This window comes from Limnohabitans sp., from assembly GCF_044373035.1.
Lineage (GTDB): Bacteria > Pseudomonadota > Gammaproteobacteria > Burkholderiales > Burkholderiaceae_C > Limnohabitans_A.
Genome location: NZ_JBILQU010000138.1, coordinates 1 through 5,697, shown reverse-complemented (window position 1 = coordinate 5,697; position 5,697 = coordinate 1). Strand labels below are relative to the sequence as shown.

Genomic DNA, 5,697 nt, shown 5'->3' with positions numbered 1-5,697 from the left:
TTTGTCGGTGTCTGTTTTCGAGAAAACGTCGATTTCATGCGCCTTGCAGACAGATGCCTACACAACCGAACCACCTGACTGCGCTAAGCAGTTGAATTTGTTCACTTTTTAACCGGACACTACTGAAAAATTGTAAAACTTTTATTTGATTTTTTACAGAAATTTGAAATTTATAGTACATACTTTTAGGAAGCCCATGTTAACTTGAAACCCGGTGCCTACCAGCGAGAGAGCCTTGCCACTGAGCAGGGGCACGCGGAGACCACCCTGTGGGCGGATGGTTTGCAGGGTGAAGCTGAGGGCGTGTGCCACGCACCCATCGCCCACATGTCACTTCTCACCATGTAGAAGAGGCCACCCCGTTTTCGGCAGATGCGATCCAGTGCGTTTTCGGCACGTACAGGCCAGCTCAGTAGTGCCAACGTTCTTCACTGATGTTACGCAGCCCACCCCTGATAGGCTTCATGGATGAAAAAAACTGACCTTGATTTGTACACAGACTATTTGTTGAGCACTTTTGGTGCTGCTACGGCGACGGGCTTGTCGGCGATGGTTGAAGGTGACGTCAGCCACGACCACATCACGCGGTTTTTATCAGCGCAGGAGTACACCTCCAAGGACCTGTGGCAACAGGTCAAGTTGACCGTCAGGTCGATTGAGCGTAACGACGGTGTGTTGATCTTTGACGACACGATGCAGGAGAAAGCCTGGACCGATGAGAGCGAGTTGATGTGCTGGCACTTTGACCATTGCAGCGGGCGTACCGTCAAAGGGATCAACCTGCTCAATGCGCTGTACTACTGCAACGAAACTTCCATTCCGGTGGCGTTTGAACTGGTGAAGAAGCCGATTCAATACAGCGAGCTTGCGACCAGAATACTCAAGCGTAAAAGTGACAAGACCAAAAACGAAATGATGTGCGAGATGATTCAAACCTGTATTCACAACAGCTTGAAATTTCGTTTCGTGCTGATGGACAGCTGGTTCTCGTCAGAGGAGAACTTCGAATTCATCACGGGCAAAGACCGACATTTCATTGCAGCCCTCAAAGACAACCGCCTGATTGCCTTGAGCGAAGAGGATCGAAAAAAGAAGCGCTTTGTCCGGGTAGATGAGCTGGATTTCTCAGAGCAAACCACCGTGCGATGCTGGCTCAAGGGATATGCGAAAGCAGTCCTGGTGGTCAGCCAAGTCTTTAAAAACAAAGACGACAGTACTGGGGTGTTGCATCTGGTGTGCAGTGATTTGACTTGCGACTATGACGCCATCACCACGAGCTACAAAAAACGGTGGCAAGTGGAGGTGTTTCACAAATCCTTGAAGTCCACTGCTAACCTGGCCAAGTCCCCCACGCGCACGTTGCGCACCCAAAGCAACCATGTCTTTATGGCGATTTACGCCACCTTCAAGCTCGAATGCTTGAGCATCTTTAACAAGCTAAATCCTTTCGCGCTTTGTCGCAAACTACCCATCAACGCATCGCGCTCCGTCTATGCCCAACTTCAGCTGTTCAGGGTGGCTGCGTAACATCAGTTCTTCAGAGGCGATCGAGCTGATTTGGCTCGAAATCCGTCTCTGAATTTTCGAGGGCGGCGCAAGAAGTTGATGTATTGGGATATTTTCAAACATGGACAGACTCAGGATTTGTAGGATTTCATACAGACTGTGATGATCAAGCGTTTTTTGGCAATGGCGATCAGCAATTAGGTGGATATGGCTATCCATATCTGCGTCTTGACGGCGTTCGCGCTGGTGCCGAAGAACACCTTGATGCGCAAATGCTGCTGTATCCAATTGAAGAACAGCTCTACTTGTCAGCGTTGGCGATACAGGTCGGCAATCAACTCGGGTTTGAGCGTGCAGTTGTTGGTCAGAAAAACCAAGCGCTCGCCCCTATCGTCCTTGCCCACCACCCGGCGCATCGTCGTGGAGTAGTCCTTGCCCGCAAGCTGACCCGACAGCACACCAGTCTGATCGCATATCACCGCAGTGGTCGCTCGGTCCACGGGATGCGAGTAACGCCGCTTGAACTTGGTATTGCTTTTGGCACGGGTCACAAAGAAGGCCTTGGCCTCGTGAATAACAAACAGTCTTGCGAAATTCAGATAGCCCCGGTCCATCAGGTAGAAAGCCCCTGGCTCCAGCACCAAATCGTCCATCACGTTGACCTCGTGGGTCTTGCCGTCGGTGATGTGAATGAAGCTGGGGTTGTTACCTCTGAGGTCCAGCAAGATATGAAGCTTGATGGCGGCCTTGGTCGAGCGAAATGAAGCCTAGGCAAACACAGACAGGCACAAGTAGATAGTGCTGGCATCGAAGGCATAGACCGCCGCATCGAGAACCACGCCAAAAGGCTCCGTGACATACAGCGGTCGTGAAATAACGATCAGGTGCTGGGCGAAGTCGGCGTAGATTTGCCACGGTCGGGTAGCGTTCGCATTGGCCAACTTGTTGCGCGAAATCGTTTGGCAGCGAAACCCCATGTGGTACAGCCGCCGTGCTTGCGCACGCAGATTGACTTCGATGTCGCGCAACGACTCCCGGTAAGTCAATTGGGTGAAGGCCATGGCGAAGAACTGGTCCAGACACGAGAAGTCTTTGACTTTGTGTTATCCGTTTTGATCGGCCACACAGCGGAGAACCTACTCAGCGGCAGGTACAGCATGAGTTGAGCAAATACGAGCTTGCCTTGGTGCATGGGAATTTTCGCGGTTTCCCGCCCAAAAACCCAAAGTCTGACCTTCGACGTTCAAATCGCGACCAGACTGAAACAGCAGATTCTGCAAGCAAATCATTAACTTACGATACTCCGACGTGACAACGTTGGGGCACTACTGAGGCCAGCTGCCGGCGTTCAACACACATCTCGAGCTCGGCCCATCGTCGCTATCTTCTGAACCTTTTGTTCAGGAGTGATGGATGGTCCGCAGAAAGATCGAGATGCATGAATTCCGAAACGTCCTCATTTGCCTGCGCGCGGGCGACCGTGACCGCGAGGTTGCCCGCCTGGGCCTCATGGGCAAAGTCAAAGTCGCCCAGTTTCGCGCTTTGGCGCTCAGCTTGGGCTGGCTTGAGCCCTCCGCGCAACTGCCCGATGTGCCCAACATCGCCCAAAGCCTGGCCCCAAAACCCAAGCGCGCCGCCAGCACCGTCTCCAAAGCCCAGCCCTGGCGCGAGGCAGTCACCCGCTGGATGGCCGCTGGCGTTGAGGGCAAGGCCATTCACGCTGCCCTCGTGCGCAAGCACCAGTTTCAAAGCAGTTACTCGTCCGTCAATTGCCTCATGCAGGACATCGCCCAGGAGTGCCCCGCACCGATCTGACCGTGCCGCCTGTCATTCAAGCCCGGCGAGGCAGCACAGGTCGACTTTAGCGCTGGCCCATTCTTGAGGCACCCCGATGGCCAGATGCGCCGCACTTGAGCCTTTGTCATGACGCTGTGCCACCGTCGACACCATTACTTGGAGTTCGTCTGGGGTCAGACCGTGGCCACTTGGTTGGACTGCCACCGCCGTTACTTTGAGTGGTTCAACGGCGTGCCCGAGCGCGTCATCATCGACAACGTCAACTGCGCCATCATCAAGGCCAGCCGCTTTAACCCCCAAGTCCAGCGCTATTATGCAGAGTGCGCCGAAGGCTATGACTGAATCTTCAGATTGCCAACTACAACAAAAAACCCCGCATCGCGGGGTTTTTTGTTGTTGGCACCGACCTGATCAGGCCTGAGCCGCCGGTGGCAAGTTGCCGCGCACCGGGCTGGTCATCCTGCCTTTGAAGTCGGTCCAGCATTCACGGCCGAAATCGTACAGTTTGCAGTTTTGAGCGGTCTCGAAGTACCACTTCCAGGAGAAGGGTTGCACGATGATGCGGCCCGGCAGCATTTCTTCGAGTTTGGCCTGGGCTTGTTTCAAGCGGTAAAGCGGGATGCTCATGTCCACATGGTGGGCGGTGTGCTCCATGATGTGGTGCATCATGCCGCCGACATGGAATGGCAAGGTCAAATGCACCGTGGTGGACACAAAGGGCGCGGCCTTGGTCCAAGCGGCTTTGTTGTCGTGCCAAGACACTTTGACGTGGGTGTGGTGCACATAGACCACAAAGCCGATCATCGTGTTCCAGAAAAAGAAAGGGATCGCCACACCCATGAGCAAGGACAACCAGACCGATTGGCCAGTGGCCACGGCCGCAGCGGCCACAACGGCGATCCACAGCACGCCAAACACGCTGACCAGCAGGCTGTCCTTGAAAAAGATCGGACGGCGTGTGGGCATGTGGGTTTTATTGGGGAAGAATTCGCGCTTCCACCAGATCTCAATCATGTAATAAAGGCCAGGGGCCCAACCGCTGCGGTAGGCGCGCTGCAGCAGGCGCTGCACCGGGCCCAGGGCTTCAAACTCTTGTGCAGACAAAGGGGTCCAGACAAAGTCCACGCCCTTGAGGTTGGTGTAGCCGTGGTGCACCACGTTGTGGCCCGTGTCCCACAAGCTGTATGGGGTGAGCGAGGGCAAAAACGCGATGCGGCCCAGCACCTTGTTGAGCTCGCGGTGGGGCGTGAGGCTTTGGTGGCAGGCGTCGTGACCGATCACGAACAGCCGGCCGATCACAAAGCCCGCCAACGCGCCGCACAGCAGCTTGGCCCAGACGGCTTCGAGCATGACGGTGGCCGCAATCAGGGCAAAGAACAAGGCGTAGTCAAAAGCCAGCAACACAAAAGCGCGTGCCGTACTGCGCCCGGACAAGGGCACCAGCCATTCGCGCAAGGTTTTGCGGTGCGGCAGGGGTTGGTCCAAGGCAATCGGCTGATCGGCTGTAGGGGGTAAGGCAGTCATGGGTCAGGAATGTAATTCTCGTGTGCGCAAGTTTAGCTGCTTGACGTTGCAAAGCCCTGACTGAGATCAATTCAAGGGCTTTGGCAGGGGTATGGAGCCGATCTGAGGAGCGAAGCTGCCGGGTGTCTCTGGGATGTCACCCGTTTCGTGTGAGAATTGAAACCAAATTACATGGAGATCTTCGAATGCCCCGTCGCGCCACCAAGATTGTTGCCACCTTAGGCCCTGCTTCCAGCGATCCCGCACTGTTGGAGGCCATGATCCGGGCCGGTGTGAATGTGGTTCGCCTGAACTTCAGCCACGGCAAGGCGCAAGACCATGTGGACCGCGCCCGTTTGGTGCGCGAAGCCTCGCAACGCGCGGGCCGCGAAGTGGCCATCATGGCCGACCTGCAGGGTCCCAAGATCCGGGTGGGCAAGTTTGCCGAGGGCAAAGTGATGCTGGAGCCTGGCGCGCCCTTTGTGCTGGATGCCTCGCGCACCGAGCCGGGTGACTTGCAGGGTGTGGGCCTGGATTACAAAGAGTTGCCGCGCGATGTCAAGGCCGGCGACGTGCTGCTGCTCAACGATGGCCTGATTGTCCTCACAGTGACCGCCGTCAAGGGCGAGCAGGTGCACACCACCGTCAAGTTGGGCGGTGAATTGTCCAACAACAAGGGCATCAACAAACAAGGCGGCGGCTTGACGGCTGCTGCCCTCACGGCCAAGGACATGGACGACATCCGCACGGCCATGAGCTTCCATGCCGACTATGTGGCGGTGAGCTTCCCGAAAAACGCCACCGACATGGAAATGGCCCGACAGCTGTGCAACGTGGCCTGCACCAACGGGCACCGCCCGGGTTTGATTGCCAAAATCGAGCGGGCCGAAG

Annotated in this window: 5 protein-coding genes and 1 pseudogene; 4 read left to right on the top strand and 2 right to left on the bottom strand. The window is 55.7% G+C overall.

Features of this window, described 5'->3' with window-relative positions:
* Positions 1-468 precede the first annotated feature (468 nt).
* Entirely contained in the window at positions 469-1,527 is a 1,059-nt protein-coding gene (locus ACIQ47_RS14285; RefSeq protein ID WP_396438741.1) for a transposase, read from the top strand.
* A 69-nt stretch (positions 1,528-1,596) separates the two neighbouring features.
* Here ACIQ47_RS14285 and ACIQ47_RS14280 read toward each other — a convergent pair.
* Positions 1,597-2,698: pseudogene (locus tag ACIQ47_RS14280) on the bottom strand (IS4 family transposase); the annotation flags it as partial.
* A gap of 221 nt (positions 2,699-2,919) precedes the next feature.
* Here ACIQ47_RS14280 and ACIQ47_RS14275 point away from each other — a divergent pair.
* The gene (locus tag ACIQ47_RS14275; protein WP_396438740.1) at positions 2,920-3,321 is read left to right on the top strand and encodes a hypothetical protein; all 402 of its coding nucleotides are present in this window, start codon (positions 2,920-2,922) and stop codon (positions 3,319-3,321) included.
* A gap of 108 nt (positions 3,322-3,429) precedes the next feature.
* A complete protein-coding gene (locus ACIQ47_RS14270; RefSeq protein WP_396438739.1) occupies positions 3,430-3,645 on the top strand; it encodes a hypothetical protein in 216 nt (71 codons plus the stop codon).
* 69 nt (positions 3,646-3,714) lie between these two features.
* Here the strand turns inward: ACIQ47_RS14270 and ACIQ47_RS14265 are convergent, their stop codons facing one another.
* Positions 3,715-4,827, bottom strand: coding sequence for a fatty acid desaturase (locus tag ACIQ47_RS14265; RefSeq protein WP_396438738.1), 1,113 nt, complete (start codon positions 4,825-4,827; stop codon positions 3,715-3,717).
* 185 nt (positions 4,828-5,012) lie between these two features.
* Here ACIQ47_RS14265 and ACIQ47_RS14260 point away from each other — a divergent pair.
* Positions 5,013-5,697, top strand: a 685-nt coding sequence (locus ACIQ47_RS14260) for a pyruvate kinase (protein ID WP_396438737.1), incomplete at its 3' end; no start/stop codon positions are given.

Coding starts and splice junctions, on each gene's coding strand:
- ACIQ47_RS14285 (WP_396438741.1), top strand. CDS start 469: ATGAAAAAAACTGACCTTGATTTGTACACAGACTATTTGTTGAGCACT.
- ACIQ47_RS14275 (WP_396438740.1), top strand. CDS start 2,920: ATGGTCCGCAGAAAGATCGAGATGCATGAATTCCGAAACGTCCTCATT.
- ACIQ47_RS14270 (WP_396438739.1), top strand. CDS start 3,430: ATGACGCTGTGCCACCGTCGACACCATTACTTGGAGTTCGTCTGGGGT.
- ACIQ47_RS14265 (WP_396438738.1), bottom strand. CDS start 4,827: ATGACTGCCTTACCCCCTACAGCCGATCAGCCGATTGCCTTGGACCAA.